The organism is Nonomuraea polychroma, from assembly GCF_004011505.1.
GTDB lineage: Bacteria > Actinomycetota > Actinomycetes > Streptosporangiales > Streptosporangiaceae > Nonomuraea > Nonomuraea polychroma.
Window position 1 is genome coordinate 254,653 of the sequence record NZ_SAUN01000001.1, and the last position, 21,758, is coordinate 276,410.

Sequence of the window (21,758 nt, forward strand, 5' to 3'; positions counted from 1 at the left end):
TGTCACGAGTGGACATATTTCGCCCTACGTTAACCGTGAATGACCCTATGTGGTGGATGATATGCTCCGCCATACCAAGCAAGCGCTCGGCTAATAAGGCGGGAGGCGCCGGTGGAAGGCGTGGCCGTGCTCGTGATGGAGATGCAGCGGGGCGTCGTCGGTGATCTCACGAAATTTCCGGACCTGGTGGCCGCCTGCGAGCGGCACGACGTCGTGGCCAACACCGCCCGGCTCCTCCATGCCGCCAGGGCGGCCGGGATCCCGGTGATCCACTGCACGGCCGCCTTCCGCCCCGACCGGGCCGGCTCGCACACCGCCAACTGCCCGTTCATCGTCTCCCTGCTCAAGGACCCGGAGCACATGCTGGAGGGCACGGCCGCGGTCGAGGTGCTTCCCGAGCTGCGGGATCCCGCCGATCTGGAAAGCCGGCGACACCACGGATTCTCGCCGTTCACCGGCACCTCGCTCGACATGACGTTGCGCTCGCTGGGGATCTCCTCCGTGGTCGCCGCCGGGGTCTCGCTCAACCTCGGCATCCCGGGGCTGACGCTGGAGGCCGTCAATCTGGGCTACCGGGTGACGGTGGTGACGGACGCGGTGGCGGGCATCCCGGAGGAGTACGCGCAGGCCGTACTGAAGAACACGATCGCCCTGCTCGCCGCCCGCGCCACCGCCGCCGACCTGATCGAGGCGTGGACATGATGGACGGGCTACGCCTGGACGGGCGTGTGGCCGTCGTCACCGGGGGAGCGGGCGCCATCGGCGCGGCCATCGCGACGGACCTGACCGGTCTCGGCGCGCAGGTGGTGCTCGCCGACCTCGACCTGCCGGGCGCGGAAAAGGTGGCCGCGGGCCTGCCGGGAGCGCGGGCGGCGGCCGTGGACCTGACCTCGCCGGCGTCCGTGGAAGCGTTCGGCGGGGCGGTGGGGGACGTGGACGTGCTGGTGCACAACGCCGGGGTGGCGATCGTGGAGCCGTTCACCGAGAGCGACCCGGCGGGCTGGGACCTCATGTGGCAGGTCAACCTGCGCGGGCCGATGTTGCTGACCAAGCTGCTGCTGCCCGGCATGATGGCCAGGCGGTGGGGGCGGCTGGTGTTCGTCTCCTCCGACGGCGCCAGAGCCGGGTCGGGCGGCGAGGGCGCGTACGCGGCCACCAAGAGCGGGCTGTTCGGGCTGGCCAAGACGCTCGCCCGCGAGGCCGCCAAGGCCCACGTCACCTCCAACGTGGTCTGCCCGGGCCCGACCGACACGCCCATGCTGCGGCGGGTGTCGGCGGCCGAGCCCGGACTGGTCGACAAGATCGCACGGAGCATCCCGCTGCGCCGCCTCGGCACCCCGGCCGACGTGGCGGGGCTGGTCGCCTACCTGTGCACGGACCGCGCCGCCTACATCACCGGCCAGACGTTGTCGGTCAGCGGCGGTGTCACCATGCACGGTTGACTGCTCCCCTCCCCGAAGGGAGGAGATTCCTGCTTCACCGCCGGCTGCCCGCCGAGGAGGATTCCTCTTGAGGTCTTACATCAGCTCCACAGGCGTTTTACCTCTCCGCCAGCCCGGCGGCGAGGATGTTGTTCGCGGCGTTGACATCCCGGTCGTGGACCGCCCCGCAGGCGCACTGCCAGGCGCGGACGCCCAGCGGCATCTTCTCGTGCAGGGCCCCGCAGGCCGAGCAGAGCTTGGAGGAGGGGAACCACCGATCGATCACGATCAACTCCCGCCCGTACCAAGCGGTCTTGTACTCCAGCATGCTGCGCAGCTCCCGCCAGGACGCATCCGAGATGGCGCGGGCCAGCGAGCCGTTCTTTACCATGTTGCGCACGGTCAGGTCCTCGATCACGACCGTTTGGTTCTCACGGACGAGTCGAGTGGTGAGCTTGTGCAGGACGTCGCGGCGGCGGTCGGTGATCCGCGCGTAGACCCTGGCGACGCGCAGGCGAGCCTTGGCCCGGTTGTTCGATCCCTGGGCCTTGCGGGCCAGGTTTCGCTGGGCCTTGGCCAGCCTGCGTCGGTCACGGCGTTCATGCCGGGGGTTGGTGACCTTCTTCCCCGTGGACAGGGTGACCAGGGCGGTGAGCCCGGCGTCCACCCCGACCTGGGCGGCCACCGGATCCAGGCGGCGGATCGTCTCCTCCACGAGGAGGGAGACGAACCAGCGCCCGGCCGCGTCCCTGCTCACTGTCACCGTGGACGGCTGCGCGCCGTCAGGCAGCGGACGCGACCAGACGATGTTCAGTGGGGTGTCCATTTTCGCCAGGATGAGCCGCCCATCGCGCCAGCGGAACGCCGATCGGGTGTACTCCGCCGACGCGCGGGACTTCTTGCGGGACTTGAACGTCGGGTACTTGGCCCGCTTGGCCAAGAAGTTGGAGAACGCCGCCTGAAGGTGGCGCAGCGCCTGCTGGAGCGGGACGGAGGAGACCTTCGACAGGAAGTCGTACTCTCCGCTGCGCTTCCACTGCGTCAGGCTGGCCGACGATTCCACGTAGGAGACGCGGCGGCCTTCCGTCATGTAGGCGCGGGTGCGCTCCTCCAGCGCCTTGTTGTAGACCAGGCGGACGCAGCCGAACGTCCGGGCAAGCTCTTCGGCCTGCTCGGGGGTCGGGTAGAAGCGGTACTTGTAGGCCCGCTTCACGATCTGCGCAATGCCTCACATCATACCGCACGATCAGTTAAGAATCGTATGCTTGTTCGAGATGATGCTGTGTCTGGCGGCAAAGCGCTTGCTCCTGCTTTGCTCCGCAGGAGTCCGATTCCTCCCTCGTCTGAAGGTGAGGGATTGCTCTGAAGTCTCCGATGAACGCTTCAAAGCGACTTGTAGACCGCCTCCACCAGGCGGATGCCGCGCAGGTTGCCGGAGACCGCGTTGGCCATCTTGTTCATGACGTACCCGACCGCCAGACCCCGCTCAGCGTCCCCCAGCCCGATGGATCCGCCCAGGCCCGAGTGGCCGAACGCCGTCTCCGACGGCATCAGGAAGGTGAGCGACGGCCGCATGAAACCGAGCCCGAACGCGCTGTCCAGGAACAGCACCCGGTCCGGGCCCTTCACCCGGGTGCGCAGGGCGTCCCGCAGCGTGCCCGGGCCGAGGAGCTCACCGGCGATCAGCGCGCGGTAGAAGCCCGCCAGGCCCCTGGCCGTGCTGACCATCCCGGCCGCCGGCCAGCCGGCCCGCAGGATGACGGGGTGGTTCGCGCCGCCTTTGAGCAGGTGCATGCCCGGGTTACCGAGTGCCCGGTTCATGAGGCTCTGGGGGTCGAGCGCCGCCCTGGCCATCGCGGCCAGCGCGTCCTCTGGCCGATCATCGGCCGTGGCCGCGGTGGACTTCGGGCCCGCGCCGGTCGGGGCCTCGGTGGCGGTGAGGAACCGCGGGCGGTCGCCGGCCTTGAGCCGGGCCGTCCGGGCGATCACCTCGTCAGGGGCTCCTACCCACAGCTCCAGGCCCAGCGGCCCGGCGATCTCCGCGGCCACCAGTTCGCCCACCGACGTCCCGGTCACCCGCCTGATCACCTCGCCCAGCAGGAACCCGTACGTCAGCGCGTGATAGCCGTGCGCCGACCCCGGCTCCCACAACGGCGCCTGACCGGCGAGCCGGGCCGCGATCGCCGCCTGGTCCTCGAACTCCTCCACCGGCACGGGCTCCTCCAGCACCGGCAGCCCGCACTGGTGGGTCAGCACCTGCTCAAGGGTGATCGCGCCCTTGCCGCGGGCCCCGAACTCCGGCCACGCGTCCGCGACCGGCGCCGTCACGTCGACCATTCCCCGCTCCACCAGCCGCAGCAGGACGGTGGCGGTGATCGCCTTGGTGCAGGAGTAGGCGAAGGCCGGTGTGTCGCGTTCCCAGCGCCGCCCCGTGTGCCGGTCGGCGACCCCGTCCCACAGGTCCACGACGAGCTCGCCGTCCAGGTAGACGGCGAAGGCCGCACCCAGCTCCTCACCTTCGGTGAAATGCCGCTCGAACACCTCTCGTACGCGGGAGAACCGAGGATCGCAGTGCATCAGACCTCCGCAGAGAAAGGAAGCGCTTACTTGGTTCACGAGCCTAACAACTGGGGGCGATTCGGCCCAGACGATCAGCGCGGCACCCTGAACCTCCTCACCCCGGACGTGGTCCTCGCCGCCCTGCGCGCCGCCACCACCGGCGAGGTGCTCAGCCTCGCCATGCCGATCAGGGGCGCCACCTCCTCACCCGCCCCCACGACCGTGCCGCACCTGCGGGGTCGCCCGCTGCCGCAACACTTCATGTCGGTGGACGGCGGCGACTACGCGGCCGGCGCCCGGCCCATCGGCGAGGGCCTGTACGTGGCCGACGACGCGCTGATCGTCACCCCGCACGGCACCACCACCCACATGGACGCGCTGTGCCACATGTGGTCCGGCGACCAGGTCTACAACGGCCACCCGGCGGCCCGGGTCCGCTCGTACGGCGCCACCCGGTGCGGCATCGAGCACGTGGGCGGCGTGGTGGCCAGGGGAGTGCTGTTCGACGTGCCGCGCCGGCTCGGCCTCGACCACCTGCCGGCCGATTTCCGCATCCCGGCCCAGCTGCTGGAGGAGATCGCCACGCCGCGGCCGGGGGATGTGGCGGTGATCCGTACTGGCTGGCCGCTGGTGTGGGAGCGGTCGAAGGAGGAGTACTGGTCGGGGCAGCCCGGCCTGTCGGCCGAGGCGGGAGGCTGGCTGGCGGCGCACGACGTGTCCGTGGTGGCCTGCGACAACGCCGCCATCGGCGGGCTCAACGCGCGGGGGATGGCCGACGAGGGGCTGCCGGACGACCTGCATCTGCTCCTGCTCCACCGGCACGGCATCCACCTGATCGAGATGCTCTGGCTGGAGGAGCTGGGGGCGTCCGGGCGGACGGAGTTCGTGTTCGTGGCGGCGCCGCTCAGGATCGAGGGCGGCACGGGGAGCCCGATCACCCCGCTGGCCATCCTTTGAGAGATTCGCGCACTTTTCCCGACCTGTTTGGATATTTTGCGATGATCCGTTAACCGCCTCCTCGAAGGTCGGTCCCATGCGTCCCCTCGCCCTCGTCGTCGCCGCCGCCATGGCCGCGCTCGCCGCCGTACCTGCCGCTGACGCTGCGACGGCGGGCCGCGCCTCGCTGCGGATCAATCACGTCCAGACCATCGCCACCCACAACAGCTACCACCGCGAGCTGACCGACGCCGAGAAGGACGTGCAGCGCAGGACCGACGCCAACTGGTGGAACCTGCAGTACTCGCACACCGCCCTGCCCAACCAGTTCGCCGCCCAGCGCGTGCGCGGCATCGAGCTGGACGTCTTCCCCGACCCCAAGGGCGGTCTCTACACCAACCCGCTGGTCCGCCGCGACGCCGGGCTCCCGGCGCTCAACGACCCCGCGCTCGCCCAGCCCGGCTTCAAGGTCCTGCACTGGGCCGACCACGACTACGGCACCAACTGCTCCACCCTCGTCACGTGCCTGCGCCAGGTACGCGAGTGGTCCGACAAGAACCCCGGTCACGTGCCGCTGACTGTGCTGACCGAGTTCAAGAGCACGGATCCGAAGAAGGAGGCCATGGGCGGGGCCAAGAGCCCGGCCTGGGACACCGCGCTCATGGACGCCCTGGACACCGAGATCCGCTCCGTCTTCCCTGACGACCGGCTCATCACGCCGGACGATGTCCGCAAGCCCGGCCTCACCCTGGAGCAGTCGGTGCTCAAGCACGGCTGGCCCGAGCTGAACGCGTCCCGCGGCAAGATCATGTTCTTCATGGACAACCAGGCGACCGCCATCCAGCAGCCCTACCTGGCGGGCCGGCCGAGCCTGGAAGGCCGCGTGTTGTTCACGAACTCCCGCCCCGGCCGGTCCGACGCCGCCTTCGTCGGCTGGAACGAGCCGCAGGGCGCCAACACCGCTCAGATCCAGGACCTCGTACGCAAGGGCTACTACGTGCGTACCCGGTCCGACGTGCCCTTCACCGAGGCCAGGTCGGGCGACACGGGACGGCTGAAGGCGGCCTTGGACAGCGGCGCGCAGATGATCAGCACCGACTTCCCGGTGATCGGGCTGTCGGCCAGGCACGGCAGCGACTACACGGCCGAGCTGCCGGGCGGCGCGACCGTCCGCTGCAACCCGGTGAACGCGCCCACCGGCTGCCGCGACCACACCCTGGAGCGGATCACGATCAAGTAGTCACCATCTCCATAAGTGGACGTGCGCGCAGGCAACCGCTCAGAATGCGGAGGCATGAGCGAGCGACCCGGCCTGCGGGAGCGGAAGAAGGCCAAGACCAGGGCGTTGATCCAGAAGGAGGCGCTACGGCTCTTCCGCGAGCAGGGGTACGCCGCGACGACGGTCGAGCAGATCGCGGAGGCGGCGGAGGTGGCGCCCAGCACCGTCTCCCGCTATTTCCCGACGAAGGAGGACCTGGTGCTGGTCGACCAGTTCCCGTCCTTCCTCGACGCGCTCAGGGCGGCGCCGCCTGAGCTCAATCCCGTGCAGGCCGTACGCGTCGCCATGCTTCAGGCGCTGGACGGGCAGACGCCCGAGGAGCGCGCCGACAGCGTGGAGCGGGAGAAGCTCATGCTCACCGTCCCCGAGCTGTGGGCGGCGAGCCTGGAGAACATCCGCCGCGTCCTCACGATCCTGCGGGACGAGCTGGCGGCACGCGCCGGTCGCGACGCCGGCGATCCGGAGATCCGGAACGTCACCGGGGCGATCGTGGGGGTGATCTGGGCGCTCTGGTTCGACTGGGCGAAGGATCCCTCGAAGGAGGTCGCTGGCGAGCTCGACAGGGCCCTCGCCCATCTGGACGCGGGCCTGCCGATCAGCCGGAAGGATCAGAGTCCGGGATAGTTGCCCCCGCCGTGGGCGGCGTCCAGGGCGTCGTAGTCGGGGGTGAACCCGCGCTTGGGAATGGTGTCCACGAACGCCACCTCCCGAGGCTTCTTGTACGAGGCCACCTGCTTCTTGACGTGCTCGATCAGCTCGTCGGCGGTCGCCACGCCGTCAGCCTTGAGAGCCACCACGGCCTTGACCGCCTGGTGCCACGTCGGGTCCGGGATGCCGATCACCGCGGCGTCGGCGACGGCAGGGTGGGACTTGAGCGCGCGTTCCACCTCGGCCGGGTAGATGTTCTCGGCCCCGGATTTGATCATGCGAAGCTTGGGGCCGATGAACGTGATCGTGCCGTCGGGCTCGCGGCGGCCGAGGTCGCCGGTGTGGTGCCAGCCATTCCGCGACTTCTCCGCATTTAAGTCGGGCCGGGCGAAATATCCGGAAAAGAGGGATTTGCCGCGTGCGCAGATCTCGCCCACCTCGCCGGGCGGCATCTCGCTGTCGTCCGGGCCCAGGATGCGTACCTGGACCAGCGGCGACGGCCGCCCCGCGAACCCGGCCCCGCCCTCGGCCAGCCCCAGGAAGGTGAGCATGCCGCCCACCTCCGTCTGCCCGTACCCGCCCATCTTGGAGCGGCACCACGGCGAGTCATCCACCGTGATCATGCTGTCCCACTCGGCCGAATGGGAGACGAACCTGAGCGACGACAGGTCGTACTTGCCGCCCGCGTTCGCCTTCACCACGGCGTCGATCATCTGGCCGAACAGGAACGCCTGCGTCACCCGCTCGGCGTCGATCAGCCGGCAGACCTCTTCTGCGTCGAAGGCGGGCGTGAAGACGTTCGTGCCGCCGATCTGGAGCGTGGCCAGGCAGAACATCATCGTGCCGACATGGAAGAGCGGCCCGTTGTTGAGGAAGGTGAAGCCCGGCTCCATCTGCCGGACGACGAGCAGGGAGGCGCTGTGCGCGATCAGCGCGGCGCTGCTGAGCAGGGCCGCGTTGGGCCGCCCCGCGAAGGCGGCGGTGTAGAGGGCGAGCGTCGGCTCCGTATCGGCAACCTGCGGGAACTCCCTGACGGACCCGCTCGCCACCAGCTCCTCGTAGTCCTCACCCGCTCGCACCCACACCATCGTGCCGTTCTCCGCCGCGCCGGCGCCCGAGGGAGCCTGGCCCTCACCGCTCCCTTCAGACGACGCCGGCGCGGCGGTGCTCTGAGCGTGCAGGGAAGTCGTGGCGTCCGACGGCTCCCAGACAACCGCGGCCGGGGTCAGGTCGGTGCGGATGAACCGCAGCTCGTCCTCCGACTGCCGCCAGTTGGCCGGACAGAAGATCGCGCCCAGCCGGGAACAGGCCAGCAGCAACTCCAGCACCGCATGCGCGTTCTGCCCGAGCCACAAAACCCGATCGCCCGCGGCGACCCCTCGGTCGGCCAGGGCGGAGGCCAGCCGGGTCACCCGGGCATCCAGCTCGGGGTACGTGAGCCGGACATCCCCGTCCACCACCGCGGTCACCTGGGGACGGCTGCGGGCGTGCTCGGCGAGGACGTCTGAGAGGGACAGGCTGTGGATCATCGTCAGTCTCCAAAGGCCGGCATGACTTCGGTCGCGAAGAAGCGCATGACCCGCTTCATGTCCTCCAGCGGCATCGGCCTGGTGCTGCCGAAGTCGCACAGGAGGTTGGTGAAGCCGGCGTCCTTGAGCAGCGAGATCTGCTCGACGACGCGGGCGGGATCCCCGATGACCTCCAGCTGCTCCCACCGGAAGTCGGCCGACACCGTGCCGCCCTTGAGGTAGCGGTCCTGGTAGTACTCGAAGCCCTGGGCGGCCCGGCCGGTCTTGGGGTCGATGGGCGCGCTCTTGTCGTTGAAGATGCGCGACCGGTCGAACGACGCCTCGAACCGCGCCTGGTCCTCGCGGGCCTGCTCCAGCGTCGGGGCCACGTACACGCTGCGTGCCACCACCAGGTCGGCCCCGTCCGGATGCCCCGCCTGCGCCGCCGTCTCTCGCCAGGTCTCGGCCGCCTTGACGACCTTCCGGAACGTGGCCGCCGGATCGGCGAGGATGGGCAGCCCGCGCTCGGCGTACATGGTGACGGTCTCGGGGGAGACGGCCGCCACGTGCAGCGGCGGATACGGGGTCTGCAAGGGCCGAGGGACGAGCGACACCTCGGCCCCGGTCTTGTAGAACTTCCCTTCGTGCTGGTACGCCTCCTGCGTCCAGAGCCCGACGATGACCTCCAGCGCCTCGTTGAACCGATCCCGCGCTTCCGCGAGATCGATCCCGAACCCCTCGAACTCGAAGCTCTGATACCCCCGCCCGATCCCCAGGTCCAACCGCCCACCAGACAGCACGTCGACCTGGGCAGCCTCCTCCGCCACGTGAATCGGGTTGTGCAGGGGCAGCACGACGATGCCCGTGCCCAGCCGGATGCGGGAGGTGCGGGCGGCGACGTGGGCGAGCATGGTGAACAGGTTCGGGACGACGCCGTAGTCGCGGAAGTGGTGCTCGGCCAGCCGTACCCCGTCGAACCCCAGCTCCTCGGCCAGCTCGACGAGCTCCAGGTGGTAGTCGTAGACGTCCTTGAAGCTCTGCCCGTCGAAACGGTGGAAGAGGTGGAAGGTCGAGAACTTCATGCGGCGGCCCCTCTGCCGGAAAACCAAGCGCTCGCTTGGGAGCGTATCACGCCCACCCGGGGCGGCCCCAGGCCAAAGCACGGACTTCCACAACGGGGCGCTCCACCGCTGACTGCGCAAGGGACTCGACGAAGGCGATCCAGCCGGGCGAGCTGACCACCCCCTGCACCGCGGCGACGCTCCCCACCACGGGGTTCGCGAAAGCGGTCAGCGGCGTCTCCGTCCACACGTATCTGACGCGCATAGCGGTCGCCAGGCTGGGGGGGAGGAGTTCTGGCGGCTCGCCCCCACGATCCGCACGTTGGCGGAGCACGAGGGCTTTCCCGCCCACGCCAATTCGGTCTCCGTCCGCGAGGGGCGCACCCCGGCGCGGCACCGCTAGCTTGCTAGTGCGGGTGGGCTTCCATGAGCGACTGGCCGGCCAGGCGGGCGGTGATGAGGCTGCGGAAGTTGGGGCACTGCACGATGTCCCCGTTGCCACCTGGGACGACGTCGCGCTGCTGCACCACCGTTCATGGGCGGGCTTGTCCAGAGCCGGGCGCAGGGCGGGAGACCACCTCTCAGTGCATCAGCGCAATTACCAGCAAACTCACAGCAATCAGCATGACCGGTCAACCCTTGCGTCACCACGTCGCCGACCAGCAGTTCGACAGTCGCCTGTGATCGCGCGCCCGTTGTCGGCGATCTATATGTCGAACATATGATCGGGAAATGCCTTCACGTCGCATCCCGTGCCAGTTACGATCATCCTCGGAACAGCCGAGTTGATCACTCGGACGATTTTTCATGCTGACGAGGGCGTCGCGCAGGACGCCCCTGCCTGAATGGGGAGATCAATATGAGGCGTACAGTGATCGCGTTAGGCATCGGGTTGGGTCTGCTCGGATCAACCGTCGTCACGGCGCCGGCTCACGCCGCGAACGTTGTGTCGACCCCGTTGGCCGCCACTTCGACGGTCGCTCGAGAGGTAGCGGACTTCTGGCTCGCCGGCGGGGCCGCCAACCTGAAGAATGCCACGCCCTACGCCGTGCAGACCGTGGTCCAGGGACAGCGCTCGTCCAACCTGCAGGACGGCATCTCCGGCAAGGTCTCGCCGGTGGCGAGCCCGGTCTCGGCGACCGGGAATCTGCCCACGACCTTGGGCAAGGTGTTCTTCGTCGGCGCCGACGGTCAGCCGCACTGGTGTACGGGTACCGCCGTTCAGTCGCAATATCGCAACCTCGTCGCCACGGCCGGTCACTGCGTGCACGACATCGAGCGCTCTGATGCCACGTTCGACAAGTGGGTCTTCATCCCCGGCTACTCCGAGGGCGCGACCCCGTGGGGCCTGTACGTCGGAAAGCAGGTCTTCGCCCATTACGACTTCGACGTGTACGAGGACTACGACCGCGACTTCGCCTTCGTGAACGTGTACAACGGCGTCGTATTGTCCTCTGACGGCGTGCTGACCAACACAGGAAGGCTCGTCGACAACGTCGGCGGGCAGGGCTTCTCCTGGAATCAGCCGATAGGTTCCTCGAGGAACGTCTTCGGTTACCCGGCAGGCTCCAACCCTGACGGAACCAAGTCCTACACGGGCGAGACCCTTGAAGGGTCCGCCGGGCCGACGTTCGCCATGACGCTCTCCGATCTCCCCGCCGACCGGCCTATCGGCGTCGACTCCCCGTTCCCCGGCACGGGCTCCCTCGGCTCATCCTGGCTGGAGCACTACAGCAAGGACGCGCGCGCCGGCTACCTCAACGGCATCACGATCAGCGTCTCCGACACCGACGGCGACAACCGTTACGACACCGGCGTCTCGCCGTACTTTGACGGCGAGACGGCCGCGATCTACAAGGCTGCCGCCCAGTACTGGTCCGGTTCCATCCTCATATAGGCCGCCGACGCCGCACCCCCATCCGGGCGGGTGCGGCGGTGGCTCATCCGCCGAAGTGCGCAGGAAGTCACGCATGGAGGCATCTGTCTACGGGTTCCTCATGGTCCTTGGGGGCGAGCGGTGCGCGCGCGTCTGGTGAGGGGCGGCGTAGGGCGGGGGCGAGTAGGGGCAGCAGCACGATCACGCCGGTGATCAGGGCGAATGCCGCCGGGTAGCCGAGCGTGTCGGCGAGCCAGCCTGTCACGGCCGGGGCGATCATGCCTGACAGGTACGTGATCGTGGCCACGCCCGCCACCCCCTCGCCCGGGGTCGCTCCCACATTGCCCGCTGTCGTGAATACCAGCGGTACGATCACCGCCAAGCCCAGCCCGATCAGGGCGAATCCGGCCATGGCCAGCGCTGGTGTACGTGCCGCGACCACGACGATGCCACCGGCGGCCGCCACGATTCCGCCTGTCCTGACCGCCGCCACGGGACCGACCCGCCGGATGAGACGGTCGCCGGTCAGCCTCATGCCCGCCATGCAGAGCATGAAGACGGTGTATCCGGCAGCGGCCATCCCGGGGCCTGCGTCGGCGACCTCCGTGAGATAGACGGCCGACCAGTTGGAGCTGGCGCCCTCGGCGAAGGTCGCGCAGAACCCGACCAGGCCGATGCCCAGGATCCCGCGCGTGGGCAGTGCGAAGTGCCGTGGCGGCGCCTGTGGTGTGTCGGCGGGCTTGTGCTCGGGTGCCCCGCTGCCAGGGATGCCCGCGTGGTCGGGGAGGAGGCCGTGGCCGGCTGCTGCGCCGAGGGCCAGCAAGGCGATCGACACGGCCCCGAGGTGCACTCTGGCGTCGATGTCCGCGCTGGCGGCGAGAGCGCCGAGTCCGCCGGCGGCCAGGCTGCCGACGGACCACATGCCGTGCAGGCCGGACATGATCGAGCGGCCCAGGTGTCGTTCCAGGACGACGGCGTGAGCGTTCATCACCACGTCCGACATGCCCGCGGCCGCCCCGAACAGCAAGAACACCACGAACAGCCACGCAGGCGACGGCGCGAGCGCTGGAAAGGCCAGTCCCGCGCACCACAACGCGAGCAGGACGCGGGTGGCGGCCCGGCTGCCGAAGCGGTACGCCAGGCGGCTGGCTGTCGGCATGCCGACGAAGGCGCCGATCGGCGGGCACAAGAGCGCCAGGCCGAGAGCGCCGGGGCTGAGGTCCAGGCTGTCCTGAATCCAGGGGATGCGGGTGAACAGGCTGCCGGCGACGGCGCCGTGCGCGGCGAACACCGCCGCGAGCGCACGATGAGGACTCATGCCCACGAAATTAACAGGCAGGCTTCCTGATGAAAAGCGGTTTTAGGCAGGCTCCCTGATTATTATGGGGACCGTGAAGACCGCGACCCCGGCGATGGCCCGTGCGATCAACGACCGCCTGGCCCTCGACCTGCTGCTGGAGCGCGGCCCGCTGACCGCCCCCCAACTCCGCACGCTGACGGGGCTGTCCAGGCCCACCGTGTCCGACCTGATCGAGCGGCTCATGGTGGCCGGGCTCATCGAGGTCACGGGGGAGTACGGCGAGGACAGGCGGGGGCCGAACGCGCGGCTGTACGGGCTGGTGGCGGATCGGGCCCACGTGGCGGGTGTCGATCTGCGGCGCTCCGCCGTCAACGTCACGGTCGCCGACATCACCGGGGAGGTCGTCGGCGAGGCGACCCGTGCGATCGACGACTCCTCCTCACCCGGCTCGTTGGCGACTCTGATCGTGGACGCGGTCACGGCTGCGGCGGGGAAGCGGGTGCTGGACTCCGTCGTGATCGGTGCGCCGGGGCTGGTGGATCCGCGTGATGGCGAGCTCATATCCGGGGAGGGCGAGGTGCCGGGGTGGCGGCGCGGCGTGGTCGGGTCCGTACGTCAGCGGCTCGACGTGCCCGTCGTCCTGGAGAACGAGGTCAACCTCGCCGCCATCGCCGAGCTTCGCAACGGCGCGGCGCGGGGCAGCGAGGACTTCGTGCTGCTCTGGCTGGACGACGGTGTGGGGGCGGCCGTGGTGCTCGGCGGGAGGTTGCGGCGGGGGGCGTCCGGTGGCGCGGGGGAGGTCGGCTTCCTGGACATGGGCGGCGTGCCGTACTGCGAACTGGTGGAGGCTCGGGTCCTGGACAGGCTCGGCCGGGCCACGGTGGTCGACCGGATCGCCAAGGGTGCCTCCGCCTTCGTCACGCTCCTCGACCCGGGGCTCGTCGTGCTCGGCGGCAAGACGGGGCACGAGGGCGGCGACGAACTGGCGGCCCTGGTGTCCGAGCGGCTGCGTGAGCTGGCGCCGGCGCCGACGGAGGTGCGGGCGAGCACGGTCGAGGGCAACGCCGTCCTCCAGGGCGCCGTCCTGACCGCTCTCGACCTGACCCGCGACCGCGTCTTCGGCTGAGCGCTACGCCAGGGCCGTGAGGAGGCCGATCGTCAGCGCCGTACGTACGGGGATCTGGTCGATCAGGACGTGTTCGTGGCGGGCGTGCGCGCCGTCACCCACCGCCCCCATCCCGTCCAGCACCGGCCGGCCCAGCGCCGAGATGAAGTTGCCGTCGCTGGCGCCGCCCACCGACGCCTCGTCCAGCAGCCACCCGAACTCCGCCGCCACCTCCTGCGCCTCCTTGAACAGCCGCTCGGAAGCCGGGTTCGGGATCATGGGCGGCCGGTTCCACTCACCGGTCACCGAGATCGTGACGCGCGGATCCGAGGCCCGGAGGCCGGCGAACAGATCGTCGATCCGTGCCATCTCCGACGGGTCTGTCACCCGTACGTCCACACCGCAGTTCGCACGCCCGGCGGCCACATTCCGCCCGGTGCCGCCGCTGATCAGGCCGACGTTCACCGTGGTGCCGCGGTCCCGGGAGGCGGCCCCGGCCAGGGTGGTGATGATCTCGGCGAGCGCGTGGATGGCGCTCGCCCCCGCGTACGGATCCAGCCCCGCGTGCGCCTCCACCCCGGTCACCCGCACGTTGAACAGGCCCACCCCTTTGCGGGCCGTCTTGAGCGCCCCGTCCAGCGACGCCTCGAACACCAGGCTGGCCAGCACGTCGGAGCTGGCTGCCTCGATGTGCTCGCGCGAGGCCGGGCTGCCGATCTCCTCGTCCCCGTTGAACAGGAACCGCACGCTCGGATGAGGCAATCCCAGCTCACGCAGCCCGCGCAGCGCCCAGATCGACTGCACCAGCCCCGCCTTCATGTCGAATACGCCGGGCCCCGTGACCTTGTCCTCCACCACCGCGAACGGCCATCCCGCCAGCGTCCCCATGGGCCAGACCGTGTCGTAGTGGCTCAGCATGAGCACGGTCCCCGGCACGGTCCCCTGATAGGTCAGCTCCAGGATGTCGCCGAACTGGCCGCCGTCGTGCAGGACCTCCTCGTCCGGCGTGCCGAGCAGATCGACGGCCCGGGCGCGGATCACCCGCAGCCCCTTGACCAGCATGGCCTTGTCGTAGCTGTGGGTTTCCAGCTCCACCACGGCCCTGAGGTCGTCGAGCATGGCCGGGAGGGCCTGCCGGGTCCAGTCGGTGATCAACACGGGAATCCTTCCACGCAACTAGGAAACGGGCGCCCCGGGGCCGAGCGGGATGTCGTAGCCTCGGACGTGCTCACCGGCCCGCCTCCTTTCGAGATTACGGTCATCCATTACATGGGCTTGTGACCACTCCTGACAAGTCGGATCCATCCGGCAACTCACCGTGAACTGCTTCGAGAGCACCGCCGTGTCCGTGGATGGCGCGAAAGAAGAGCCCCCGCGCCCCGGTCGCTCTCCGGGGTGCGGGGGCGCAGTCGTGCAACGCGCTGCCCGAGCTCAGGCGGCCGGGATGAGCTCCCTCAGCGGCAGGCGTACCTCGAACCAGGTCTCCCCGGGCACCGAGCGGACCTTGATCTCGCCGCCGTGCCGCCCCGCCACGATCCGGTAGGAAATGTCGAGGCCGAGCCCCGTGCCCTGGCCCACGCTCTTGGTGGTGAAGAACGGCTCGAAGATCCGGTCCTTGATCGCGTCCGGGACGCCGGGACCGGTGTCGCCGATCTCGATGATCGCCTCGTCCTCGTCGTGTGCGGTGCGGATGGTCAGCGTGCCCGATTCGCCCATCGCGTCGAGGGCGTTGTGGATGAGGTTCGTCCACACCTGGTTGAGTTCGCCGCCGTAGCAGGGGATGAGCGGCAGTGTGCGGTCGTAGTCGGTGACCACGGTGATGCCCGGCGGGATCTTGCCGCGGAAGATCGCGACCGTGCTGTCGAGCAGGTCGTGCACGTCCAGTTCCTGGAACGGCGCCCGGTCCATCTGGGAGTACTGCTTGGCCGAGCGGATCAGCGAGGTGATGCGCTCGGTCGCCTCGGTGACCTCGCTCAGCATCTGCGAGATCTCGATCGCCTCGGCCAGCCAGCGCAGCGCCGCCGGCGCGTGCTCCTCGCCCACCTTGCCGCGGATCTTCTCCAGGTCCTTGTTGGAGAAGCCGGCGTTGACCAGCGCGGGCGCCAGATCCCACGCATCCTCCACGCCCAGCTCGTCCAGCGCCTCGCCCAGCTCGTCCTCGGCGTCGGAGATCTCCAGCGGCGAACGCGGCGGCAGATTGCCCAGCTTGCTCATGCACGCCTCCTGCGCCTCGATCAGCGTCCGCAGCTTCTCCGGCGGAATGCCGTCCTCGGCCAGCTGGGCGAGATGGAGACGGGTGGCCTTGATCAGCGAACGCAGCTCGCCCACCGCCCGCACCGCGGCCGCGGCCGGGTTGTTCAGCTCGTGCGTGAGCCCCGCGGTGATCGTGCCGAGCGCGGTCAGCCGCTGCCGCCGGTCGATGATCTCCCGCTGCATGCGCCCCCCCGACAACAGGCCGTCGAGCAGGTGCATGGCCATCGGGAACCACTCGGCCACGATGTAGGCGAACTTTTTGGCCGGCAGCAGGAAGACCCGCGACGGCGCGGTCGCACGCAACGTGTGCTGGTACGTCTGCGGCGCCCGGTCGCCCAGGTAGGCGGAGGTGGCGCCGCCGTACACGCCGGGCTGGGACGCACGGGGCATCGCGACGGTGCCGGCGCTGACCGTCTCATTGAGCATCTGCACCTCGCCCTCGATCAGCACGGCGAAGCACTCGGCCGGCTCGCCCTGGCAGACGATGTCCTGGCCGGCCTCGAACGTCTTCACCTGGCCGCTGTTCGCGAGCTTGGTGAGCTGCTCGTCGGTCAGCCGCTCGAACAGGAAGAGCTTGCGCAGTTCGTCGATGTCGATGCTCATTGCTTCTCCAGGTAGCGGTGCACGAGCGCGACGGCCATCGCGCCTTCCCCGACGGCGGAGGCCACCCTCTTGATCGATTCCGCCCGTACGTCACCTGCGGCCAGGACTCCTGGCACGTTGGTCTCCAGGTAGTACGGCTCGCGCCGCAACGGCCAGTTACGCGGCCGCTGCCCGCCCTGGACCAGGTCGGGTCCCGTCAGGACGAACCCCTTCGCGTCCCGCTCGACCGTCTCGCCCAGCCACGAGGTGTACGGCTCCGCGCCGATGAACACGAACAGCCACTGCGCGTCGACCGTACGCTCCTCGCCCTTGGTCGACAGCGTCAGCCGTTCCAGATGACCCGTGCCGCCACCACCGACGACCTCCGTCTGGAGATGCACGTCGACGTTGGGGAGCGCGGCGATCTGCTCGATGAGGTAGTGAGACATGGACTTCTCCAAACCATCACCCCTCACCAACAAGTGGACCTTGCTCGCGAATCCCGCCAGGTAGACGGCCGCCTGCCCGGCAGAGTTGGCCGCGCCCACGATGTAGACCTCGGTGTTCTTGCACGCGGGCGCCTCGGTCAGCGCCGCGCCGTAGAAGACGCCCCGCCCGACGAACTCCTCCAGCCCCGGCGCCTCCAGGCGGCGGTAGGTGACGCCGGTCGCCAGGATCACCGCGTGCGCCGCGATCTCCCCGCCGTCCTTGAACCCGACGACGCGGGCCTGCCCGCGCGGCTCCAGCTTGGTCACCTTGCGCGCCGTGAGCAGCTCGGCGCCGAACTTCAGCGCCTGCCTGCGCGCCCGGTCGGCCAGCTGCTGCCCGGAGACCCCGTCCGGGAAGCCCAGGTAGTTCTCGATCCTGGAGCTCTGGCCCGCCTGGCCGCCTGACGAGTAGGCCTCGACCAGCACGGTGTTGAGCCCCTCAGAGGCGCCGTAGACGGCGGCGCCCAGCCCGGCCGGGCCGCCCCCCACCACGATCAGGTCGTAGAAGTCGGTGGCCGGGGTCGTCGACAGGCCCACCGCCGTGGCCAGCGCGGCCTGGTCGGGCGACTCCAGCGTGGTGCCGTCGGCCGTCACCACCAGCGGCAGCCGGCAGTCCTCGCCGGCCGCCTTCACCAGCTGCGCGCCTTCGGGGTCTTCTGCCAGCATCCACTGGTACGGCACGTGGTTGCGGGCCAGGAAGTCGCGCACCCGGTACGACGGCGCCGACCACCGGTCGCCCACCACCCGCAGCTCCGACCGCTCGATCCGCTCCGTACGCAGCCACGCGTCCAGTTGCCCGTCGATCACCGGGTAGAACTTCTCCTCCGGCGGATCCCAAGGCTTCAGCAAATAATGATCCAAGTCCACCACGTTGATCGCCTGGATCGCCGCATCCGTGTCGGCGTAGGCGGTCAGCAACACGCGGCGCGCATACGGATACATGTCCATGGCGGCCTCGAGGAACTGCACCCCGTTCATCTGCGGCATGCGGTAGTCGGCCAGGATGGCCGCCACGTCGTCGCCGCGCAGCCGCATCTCCTTGACCGCCTCGATGCCGTCCCTGGCCGTCTCGGCGCGAACAATCCGATATTCCTGGCCATAGCGGCGTCTCAGGTCGCGGGCGACCGCCCGCGAGACGCCTGGGTCGTCGTCCACCGTCACGATGACCGGCTTCTCCATGCCCCCTACCTTCTCCCAGTGGTCCCTATCAGGAAGCATGTCATGCGCTGCCGGGTAGGTGAGCACTCGCTCATATCATGACCCGATGAGCACCCGCGAGCGTATCCTCGACGCCGCCGAGCAGGCCCTTCGCGAGTTCGGCATCGTCGGGGCGACGACCAAGCGGATCGCGCGCCAGGCCGGCTGCTCCGAGGCCCTGCTCTACAAACACTTCCCCAGCAAGGAGACGTTGCTTCTTGCGGTGCTGCTGGAGCGGCAGCCCACGCTCGGCGACGCTCTGGCCCGCTTGCGGCTGGCCGTGGGCGAGGGCGACGTGGCCGCCAACCTGTCCCTCTTCGCGGTCGCGGCCGTCGAGTTCTATACCAAGGCGGCGACCATCGCCTCGGGTGTGCTGGCCGATCCCTCGCTCATGGCGGGCTTCAGGATCATGCTCGCCAAGGCCGGCAGCGGACCGCACGTGCCGATCCTGGCGCTGGCCGAGATCATCGAGGCGGAGCAGGACGGCGGCAGGATCGACGCGGGCATGGACGCGCAGGCCGCCGCGTCCATGCTGATGGGCGCCTGCTTCCACCGGGCGAACCTGTCCTACTACGTGGATCTGCCCGAAGACACCCGGAGCTGGGCCGCCGGCGTCGTCGGCACCCTCCTCAGGCGATGACGCGGCTCTCCCCGCCGTCCACGAGCATCGAGATCCCGTTCACGTACGAGGCCCGCTCGCTGGCCAGGAACGCCACCACGTCCCCGACCTCCTCCGTGCGCCCGATCCGGCCGACCGGCACCGCCTGGCCCCGCGCGGCCAGCGCCTCCTCGCCCCCGGCCAGATCCCGCAGCCGCTCGGTGTCGATGGGCCCCGGCATCACGTTGTTGACGAGCACGCCGTCGCCGGCGACCTCCCTGGCGAGCGTGCGCACGATGCCGGCCACGGCGGACCTGGTGGCGTTGGACAGCGCCAGCCCGTCCAGCGCCTCGCGGGCCGACCGGCTGGTGATCGTGACGATCCGGCCCCAGCCGCGCGAGCGCATCTCGGGCAGCACCGCATGGATCAGCCTGACGGTGCCGAGCAGGTTACGCTGCACGGCGACGTCCCAGTCGGCCAGGCTCGCCTCGTCGAAGCGCCCCGCCGGCGGACCGCCCGCGTTGGCGACGAGGATGTCGATCGGGCCGAGCACGTCACGTGTCTCCTCGACGACCCGCCGCGCGGCGGACGGATCCTCCACGTCGGCCAGGACGGCGTGCACGACCTTGCCGAACTCCTGCAGCTCCACCACCGCGTCCGCGAGCCGCTCCGGGTTGCGGGCGGTGACGCACACGTCGCACCCCTCCCGCGCCAGGCTTTTGGCCGCGGCCAGTCCGATGCCCGCGCTGCCTCCGGTGACGAGGGCGACCTTGCCCGAGATGCCGAGATCCATACGGGCGACTATAGAGTGATCCCGCTCAGCCAGGGTGGACGCGGGCCAGCTTGTCCGGGTTCAGCACGCCGTAGATGTCCTTGATCCGGCCGTCGACGATGTCGATCATGACGAGCTGGTGGGTGCCCGCGACCCGCGTCCAGATCGCCGGCCGGCCGTTGACGTCCAGCAGGCGCGCGTCGGAGAAGTCGTAGCGCGCCAGCAGCCCGCCCAGGAACGCCAGCACCTTGCGCTTGCCGATGATCGGCCGCAGTGCCGCCCTGACCTTGCCGCCGCCGTCGTTCCAGGCCTCGACGTCGTCGTGGAACAAGTCGGTGAGCGCGCCCAGGTCGCCGCCCGCCGCCGCGTCCATGAACTTCATCAGCAGCTTGGCGTGGTCCTCCGACGACGGCCGGAACCTGTCGCGCCCCTCCGTCACCCGCACGGAGGCCCGGTGGTGCATCTGCCTGGCGTTGGCCACCGACGAGCCGACGATGTCCGCGATCTCGTCGTACGGCAGCCCGAACGCCTCCCGCAACACGAACACCGCCCGCTCCGGCGGCGAGAGCCGCTCCATCATGTGCAGCGTCGCGTACGAGACGGTGTCACGCAGCTCGGCCGTGTCCAGCGGCCCCGCCTCCGACGTCATCACCGGCTCGGGCAACCAGGGCCCGGTGTAGGCCTCCCGCGTCACCCTGGCCGAGCGCAACTGGTCGATCGCCAGCCGCGAGACCACCGTCACCAGGAAGGCCCGCGGCTCCCTGATCTCGCTTCGGTCGGTGCCCTGCCAGCGCAGCCACGCCTCCTGCACGACGTCTTCGGCGTCCCACATGCTGCCGAGCAGGCGATAGGCGAGCCCCAGCAACATCGGGCGGTACTCCTCGAAGTCCACGACAAAATCATGCCGTCTCGCCGAAGAACGAAGCCTGCCGGGGCCGGGAACGGCGGCCCGGATGTGACGGCTCACGGGTAGAAATGCCGCGTCAACCATGATGAGCTGGGCCAGTGGCGAGAAATCTGATCCTGTCAGGAGGCCTTTTCCACGACTTCGCCGCCACGTCGGCCGCCCTCGCGGAGGTGCTCGCCGAGGTGGGGGTCGAGTCCGAGATCACCGAGGACATCGCGGGCGCGCTCAGCGAGCCGTCGGAGGTCCAGCTCATCACCGTCAACGCGCTGCGCTGGCAGATGGGTCAGGACCGGTTCGCCGACCTGCGTGCCGAGTGGAGCTTCGGCTTGCCGGCCGAGGCCCGCACGACGATCCTCGACCACCTGGACCGGGGTGGCGGGCTGCTGTGCATGCACGCGGCGTCGATCTGCTTCGACGACTGGCAGGGCTGGTCGCGGGTGCTGGGCGGCTGCTGGACGTGGCCCAAGTCCCACCATCCGCCGCTGGGGTGGACAAGCGTGCGCGTGCACGGCAAGCACCCGGTGGTGGACGGCCTGCGGGACTTCGACGTGGTGGACGAGGTCTACAGTGACCTCGACATCCTGCCGGACGTCGAGCCGCTGGCCTCGTCCAACGGCCAGCCGCTGATCTGGGCGCGGCCGGTGCGGCGGGGCCGGGTGTTCTATGACGCGCTCGGCCACGACACCAGGTCGTACGACAACGAGGTCCACAGGACGATGCTCCAGCGGGCCGCGCTCTGGCTGCTGAAGCGGCCGGTCACCATCAGGGAGTAGCCGACCACCCGGTCCAGCGGGTCACGGTCACGACGATCACCGGTCCTGCGGGGCGGCGCTCGCGATACTGGGGGTATTTGCTCGCCAGCGCGTCGAGTGCCGCCTCGCGCTCCGTCCCGCCTTCGACCACGCGGGCCAGGCCGTCGGCCCGCACCCACCAGAGCTGCGCCCAATCGTCCTCGTAGTGATCGGCCAGCAGGCTGACCTGGGGATCTTCCCGGATGTTGCGGAGCCTGCGGAGATTCGCGGTGGTCTTGGGCTTGTGATCGATCGCGAACACCACCGTCTCGGCGACCACGGCGAACACGACCGGCACCAGGTGCGGCGCCCCGCCGCGGCCCACCGTGCCGAGCCGCGCCACGCGCGCCCTGGCGAACCTCGCGCGGGCCATGCCGTCGTCCACGGTCCCAGTATGTCCGGCCCACCGTGTCCGGCCCACCGTGTCCGGCCCACCGTGTCCGGCCCACCGTGTCCGGCCCACCGTGTCCGGAACAT

General features: G+C 69.7%; 21 protein-coding genes. 9 read left to right on the top strand and 12 right to left on the bottom strand.

What is annotated here, in order from left to right; all coding sequences use genetic code 11:
• The first annotated feature begins 111 nt into the window (after nt 1-111).
• Nucleotides 112-702, top strand: coding sequence for a cysteine hydrolase family protein (locus EDD27_RS01110; RefSeq protein WP_241563792.1), 591 nt, complete (start codon nt 112-114; stop codon nt 700-702).
• A complete protein-coding gene (locus EDD27_RS01115; protein WP_127940399.1) occupies nt 702-1,442 on the top strand; it encodes an SDR family NAD(P)-dependent oxidoreductase in 741 nt (246 codons plus the stop codon). The genes EDD27_RS01110 and EDD27_RS01115 overlap by 1 nt, the downstream gene beginning before the upstream one ends.
• Before the next feature lie 97 nt (nt 1,443-1,539).
• On the opposite strand, the gene EDD27_RS01120 is transcribed toward EDD27_RS01115, so the two are convergent.
• Both EDD27_RS01120 and EDD27_RS01125 read right to left on the bottom strand, forming a co-directional pair.
• Complete coding sequence (locus EDD27_RS01120) at nt 1,540-2,646, bottom strand: RNA-guided endonuclease InsQ/TnpB family protein (protein WP_127930648.1); 1,107 nt, start codon at nt 2,644-2,646, stop codon at nt 1,540-1,542.
• Between the two features lie 158 nt (nt 2,647-2,804).
• On the bottom strand, nt 2,805-3,998 hold the full coding sequence (locus EDD27_RS01125) for a serine hydrolase domain-containing protein (RefSeq protein WP_127930649.1): 1,194 nt from the start codon (nt 3,996-3,998) through the stop codon (nt 2,805-2,807).
• Between the two features lie 30 nt (nt 3,999-4,028).
• Here EDD27_RS01125 and EDD27_RS01130 point away from each other — a divergent pair, with 30 nt between their 5' ends.
• From EDD27_RS01130 to EDD27_RS01140, 3 genes are all read left to right on the top strand, one after another.
• The gene (locus tag EDD27_RS01130; protein ID WP_206641191.1) at nt 4,029-4,937 is read left to right on the top strand and encodes a cyclase family protein; all 909 of its coding nucleotides are present in this window, start codon (nt 4,029-4,031) and stop codon (nt 4,935-4,937) included.
• Nucleotides 4,938-5,013: 76 nt separating this feature from the next.
• Nucleotides 5,014-6,156, top strand: a complete 1,143-nt coding sequence (locus tag EDD27_RS01135) for a phosphatidylinositol-specific phospholipase C1-like protein (RefSeq protein ID WP_127930651.1) — start codon at nt 5,014-5,016, stop codon at nt 6,154-6,156.
• A gap of 54 nt (nt 6,157-6,210) precedes the next feature.
• Nucleotides 6,211-6,819: a TetR/AcrR family transcriptional regulator gene (locus tag EDD27_RS01140; RefSeq protein ID WP_127930652.1), complete on the top strand. Its 609-nt coding sequence runs from the start codon at nt 6,211-6,213 to the stop codon at nt 6,817-6,819.
• Here the strand turns inward: EDD27_RS01140 and EDD27_RS01145 are convergent.
• From EDD27_RS01145 to EDD27_RS01155, 3 genes are read right to left on the bottom strand one after another with little or no spacing between them, the layout of a single operon-like run.
• Nucleotides 6,804-8,372, bottom strand: a complete 1,569-nt coding sequence (locus EDD27_RS01145) for an AMP-binding protein (protein ID WP_127930653.1) — start codon at nt 8,370-8,372, stop codon at nt 6,804-6,806. The genes EDD27_RS01140 and EDD27_RS01145 overlap by 16 nt on opposite strands.
• A gap of 2 nt (nt 8,373-8,374) precedes the next feature.
• Nucleotides 8,375-9,433 carry an LLM class flavin-dependent oxidoreductase gene (locus EDD27_RS01150; protein ID WP_127930654.1) on the bottom strand — a complete coding sequence of 353 codons (1,059 nt, stop codon included), beginning with the start codon at nt 9,431-9,433 and terminating at the stop codon, nt 8,375-8,377.
• A gap of 46 nt (nt 9,434-9,479) precedes the next feature.
• Complete coding sequence (locus tag EDD27_RS01155) at nt 9,480-9,677, bottom strand: hypothetical protein (RefSeq protein WP_127930655.1); 198 nt, start codon at nt 9,675-9,677, stop codon at nt 9,480-9,482.
• Between the two features lie 594 nt (nt 9,678-10,271).
• Between EDD27_RS01155 and EDD27_RS01160 the strand changes: the two genes are divergently transcribed.
• On the top strand, nt 10,272-11,309 hold the full coding sequence (locus EDD27_RS01160; protein ID WP_127930656.1) for a trypsin-like serine peptidase: 1,038 nt from the start codon (nt 10,272-10,274) through the stop codon (nt 11,307-11,309).
• Nucleotides 11,310-11,376: 67 nt separating this feature from the next.
• On the opposite strand, the gene EDD27_RS01165 is transcribed toward EDD27_RS01160, so the two are convergent.
• Nucleotides 11,377-12,606, bottom strand: a complete 1,230-nt coding sequence (locus EDD27_RS01165; protein ID WP_127930657.1) for an MFS transporter — start codon at nt 12,604-12,606, stop codon at nt 11,377-11,379.
• 73 nt (nt 12,607-12,679) lie between these two features.
• Here EDD27_RS01165 and EDD27_RS01170 point away from each other — a divergent pair, with 73 nt between their 5' ends.
• Nucleotides 12,680-13,714 (top strand): ROK family transcriptional regulator, encoded by a 1,035-nt coding sequence (locus tag EDD27_RS01170; protein ID WP_241563793.1) that lies wholly within the window; start codon nt 12,680-12,682, stop codon nt 13,712-13,714.
• Between the two features lie 3 nt (nt 13,715-13,717).
• Here the strand turns inward: EDD27_RS01170 and EDD27_RS01175 are convergent, their stop codons facing one another.
• From EDD27_RS01175 to EDD27_RS01185, 3 genes are all read right to left on the bottom strand, one after another.
• The gene (locus EDD27_RS01175) at nt 13,718-14,851 is read right to left on the bottom strand and encodes a M20 family metallopeptidase (protein WP_338324628.1); all 1,134 of its coding nucleotides are present in this window, start codon (nt 14,849-14,851) and stop codon (nt 13,718-13,720) included.
• A 273-nt stretch (nt 14,852-15,124) separates the two neighbouring features.
• Complete coding sequence (locus EDD27_RS01180) at nt 15,125-16,549, bottom strand: ATP-binding protein (protein WP_127930659.1); 1,425 nt, start codon at nt 16,547-16,549, stop codon at nt 15,125-15,127.
• Nucleotides 16,546-18,195: an NAD(P)/FAD-dependent oxidoreductase gene (locus EDD27_RS01185; protein WP_127930660.1), complete on the bottom strand. Its 1,650-nt coding sequence runs from the start codon at nt 18,193-18,195 to the stop codon at nt 16,546-16,548. Before EDD27_RS01185 ends, EDD27_RS01180 begins: the two co-directional genes overlap by 4 nt.
• An 85-nt stretch (nt 18,196-18,280) precedes the next feature.
• Here EDD27_RS01185 and EDD27_RS01190 point away from each other — a divergent pair, with 85 nt between their 5' ends.
• The gene (locus tag EDD27_RS01190) at nt 18,281-18,853 is read left to right on the top strand and encodes a TetR/AcrR family transcriptional regulator (RefSeq protein ID WP_127930661.1); all 573 of its coding nucleotides are present in this window, start codon (nt 18,281-18,283) and stop codon (nt 18,851-18,853) included.
• Here the strand turns inward: EDD27_RS01190 and EDD27_RS01195 are convergent.
• On the bottom strand, nt 18,843-19,604 hold the full coding sequence (locus tag EDD27_RS01195) for an SDR family oxidoreductase (protein ID WP_127930662.1): 762 nt from the start codon (nt 19,602-19,604) through the stop codon (nt 18,843-18,845). The two genes, EDD27_RS01190 and EDD27_RS01195, sit on opposite strands and share 11 nt — an antisense overlap.
• A gap of 25 nt (nt 19,605-19,629) precedes the next feature.
• Nucleotides 19,630-20,475 (bottom strand): RNA polymerase sigma-70 factor, encoded by an 846-nt coding sequence (locus EDD27_RS01200; RefSeq protein ID WP_241563794.1) that lies wholly within the window; start codon nt 20,473-20,475, stop codon nt 19,630-19,632.
• A gap of 113 nt (nt 20,476-20,588) precedes the next feature.
• Here EDD27_RS01200 and EDD27_RS01205 point away from each other — a divergent pair, with 113 nt between their 5' ends.
• Complete coding sequence (locus EDD27_RS01205; protein WP_127930664.1) at nt 20,589-21,263, top strand: ThuA domain-containing protein; 675 nt, start codon at nt 20,589-20,591, stop codon at nt 21,261-21,263.
• Here the strand turns inward: EDD27_RS01205 and EDD27_RS01210 are convergent.
• Nucleotides 21,253-21,666, bottom strand: a complete 414-nt coding sequence (locus EDD27_RS01210) for a TIGR03668 family PPOX class F420-dependent oxidoreductase (protein ID WP_241563795.1) — start codon at nt 21,664-21,666, stop codon at nt 21,253-21,255. The genes EDD27_RS01205 and EDD27_RS01210 overlap by 11 nt on opposite strands.
• Nucleotides 21,667-21,758 lie beyond the last annotated feature (92 nt).